4 protein-coding genes are annotated in these 2,374 nt (G+C 71.4%); 1 reads left to right on the top strand and 3 read right to left on the bottom strand.

Going from position 1 to position 2,374, the window contains the following annotated elements; genetic code table 11:
* Positions 1 to 37: 37 nt before the first annotated feature.
* From ACWD3D_RS36135 to ACWD3D_RS36145, 3 genes are read right to left on the bottom strand one after another with little or no spacing between them, the layout of a single operon-like run.
* Positions 38 to 526: a glutathione peroxidase gene (locus ACWD3D_RS36135; RefSeq protein ID WP_451464896.1), complete on the bottom strand. Its 489-nt coding sequence runs from the start codon at positions 524 to 526 to the stop codon at positions 38 to 40.
* 32 nt (positions 527 to 558) lie between these two features.
* On the bottom strand, positions 559 to 1,137 hold the full coding sequence (locus ACWD3D_RS36140) for an N-acetyltransferase family protein (protein ID WP_451464897.1): 579 nt from the start codon (positions 1,135 to 1,137) through the stop codon (positions 559 to 561).
* Between the two features lie 14 nt (positions 1,138 to 1,151).
* Positions 1,152 to 1,727 (bottom strand): helix-turn-helix domain-containing protein, encoded by a 576-nt coding sequence (locus ACWD3D_RS36145; RefSeq protein WP_451464898.1) that lies wholly within the window; start codon positions 1,725 to 1,727, stop codon positions 1,152 to 1,154.
* Between the two features lie 165 nt (positions 1,728 to 1,892).
* Between ACWD3D_RS36145 and ACWD3D_RS36150 the strand changes: the two genes are divergently transcribed.
* Entirely contained in the window at positions 1,893 to 2,291 is a 399-nt protein-coding gene (locus ACWD3D_RS36150) for a DUF7144 family membrane protein (protein ID WP_451464899.1), read from the top strand.
* The last annotated feature ends 83 nt before the right edge of the window (positions 2,292 to 2,374 follow it).

Here is a 2,374-nt window from a genome sequence, read left to right on the forward strand (position 1 = left end):
GTGCGCGGGATCCTCCCGCGCACCCCGGCCGCGTACGTCAGGCGGGGAGCTGCGCCTCGATGGCGGCCACGACCTCCGGCGCCTCCGGCTCGGTGCGCGGGCGGATGCGGGCGACCGGCTCACCGGCGGGGGAGATCAGGAACTTCTCGAAGTTCCACTGGACGTCCCCGGCCTCGCCGTCGGCGTCCGCGAGCTTGGTCAGCTCCGTGTAGAGCGGGTGCCGGTCCTCGCCGTTCACGTCGGTCTTCTCCAGCAGCGGGAAGCTGACCCCGTACGTCGTCGAGCAGAAGGACTGGATCTCCTCGGCGCTGCCCGGCTCCTGCCCGGCGAACTGGTTGCACGGCACGCCCAGAACGGTGAAACCCCTCCCGGCGTAGGTCTTCTGCAGGCGCTCCAGGCCCTCGTACTGGGGCGTGAGGCCGCACTTGGACGCGACGTTCACCAGCAGCACCGCCTTACCGCTCCAGGCGCCGAGCGTCGTCGGTTCGCCGGTCAGGGTGTGCAGGGGGATGTCGTGCAGAGCCATCGTTAACTCCTCGCGTCAAAGAGGCCGCCCGGTCAGGAGGCGTCGCCGTCCATTGTCTCCCCGGGGCCGTCCGGACCCGCGGTCGCCTCGGGTTCGCCGGGGACCTTGTAGTAGAAGGTCGTCGCCCGGAGCGTCCCCGCCGGGTCCTGCGCGTAGGCCGGCACGGAGCCGCACTCCGTCCACCCCGCCGCCCGGTACAGCCGCTCGGCCGCGCTCCCCGTCTCGGTGTCCAGGACGAGCAGCGACAGGCCCTCGGACGCCGCCCACCCGTCCACCGCCGCCAGCAACGCCCGGCCCAGCCCGCGGCCCCGGCCCGACGGGCGCACCATCAGCTTCGAGACCTCGGCGCGGTGCAGGGCGTTCGGCAGCAGTGCCGGGACGAGGCTGATGGTGCCGGCCACCCGTTCGCCGTCCCGGGCGATCCAGACGCGCAGCCGTCCCGCATCCACCGCCGCGGCGCGCTCCCGCCACCAGTCGGCGGCGGCGCCCCGGTCGAGCGGGTCGAGGAAGCCGACCGACGCGCCGTCGTGCACGGTGTCCACCAGGAGGGCGGCCAGTTCGTCGGCGTAGGTGACGAGTTCGGGGCCCGGCACGGAGACGATCTCGGTCATGGGAGGGGTTCCTTTCACGGCATCACGATCATCAGGACGTAACGGGTCCGCTCCGGACCCGGGCAGTGGAAGCGGGAGGGTCCGTCCAGGCGGAACCGCAGGCAGTCACCGGGGCCCAGGGTGTGCGTGGTCCCGTCCACGGTGATCCCCACCGTCCCTTCCCGTACCCACAGGTGCTGTTCCATGCCGGGCACCGGCGGATTCTCGTAGGAGATCGTCGCGCCGGGGTCGAGGGTGCACTCGACGATCTCGCCGCGCAGTCCCGGGTGCGGCGGCGACACCGATCGGCGGGTGAGGCCGACGGACGCGTCGTACCAGACCTGCTGCGATCCGGCGGGGACCCGGAGGGGCGGCTCCGACTCGATCTCCGTGAGCAGACGCGACATTGTCCGTCCGTACGCCGTGCACAGCCGGCCCAGCGAAGCCGCGGTCGGGCTCAGCTCGCCCCGCTCCACCCGCGACAGGGTGGACCTGCTCAGGCCGGTCAGGCCGGACAGCTCGTCCAGTGACCAGCCGCGCTCGGCCCGGAGGGAGGCGAGCCGGGCGGCCAAGCGGCCGTCGGCGGTCTCCGCCTCGCGATCGTCTCTCATATACGGGATAATATCCCGTAGGTGGGATGCGGCTGGTCGTTCTCGCGCCCTTTATCCCGCCCGTATGCCGATTGGGTGACGGCGTGCCAGGCTTGGACCAGGGCACCGTCGCCGGCCCGCCGCTCGGGCCGCTCAGGGGCTTCGGGTACCGCAAGGAGGCCGGCCATGGCCAGAACCACCGGGAAGACCACCGCGTTCCAGTCCGGATGGACGGCGTTCGCGGGCGTTCTGATGATTTTCGGCGGAGCGATGGCGATCTTCGAGGGCATCGCCGCCATCGCCAAGGACGACGTGTTCGTCACCACTCGCAACTACATCTTCCAGTGGGACCTCACGGGCTGGGGCTGGATCCACCTCATCCTGGGCATCGTCATCGTCCTGGCCGGATGCGCCCTGTTCACCGGCGCGCTGTGGGCCCGGCTCATCGGTGTGGTGCTGGCGGGTCTCGGTGCGGTCGCCAACTTCCTCTGGCTGCCGTACTACCCGTTCTGGTCGATCATCCTCATCGCCATCAACATCTTCGTGATCTGGGCGCTGTGCGCGCGCACCGAGCGAACCACCTGAGGGCGGTGGGCGGTGGGGTGGGGGGGGGGGGGCGGGGCGGGGGGGGGGGGGGCCCCCCCACCAACTGGCCAACAACCTAAAAA

Source organism: Streptomyces sp. NPDC002690 (assembly GCF_053592415.1).

What these genes read in the sequence shown, in the direction of transcription:
- ACWD3D_RS36135 (WP_451464896.1), bottom strand. Translation starts at nt 526, where the DNA reads ATGGCTCTGCACGACATCCCCCTGCACACCCTGACCGGCGAACCGACG.
- ACWD3D_RS36140 (WP_451464897.1), bottom strand. Translation starts at nt 1,137, where the DNA reads ATGACCGAGATCGTCTCCGTGCCGGGCCCCGAACTCGTCACCTACGCC.
- ACWD3D_RS36145 (WP_451464898.1), bottom strand. Translation starts at nt 1,727, where the DNA reads ATGAGAGACGATCGCGAGGCGGAGACCGCCGACGGCCGCTTGGCCGCC.
- ACWD3D_RS36150 (WP_451464899.1), top strand. Translation starts at nt 1,893, where the DNA reads ATGGCCAGAACCACCGGGAAGACCACCGCGTTCCAGTCCGGATGGACG.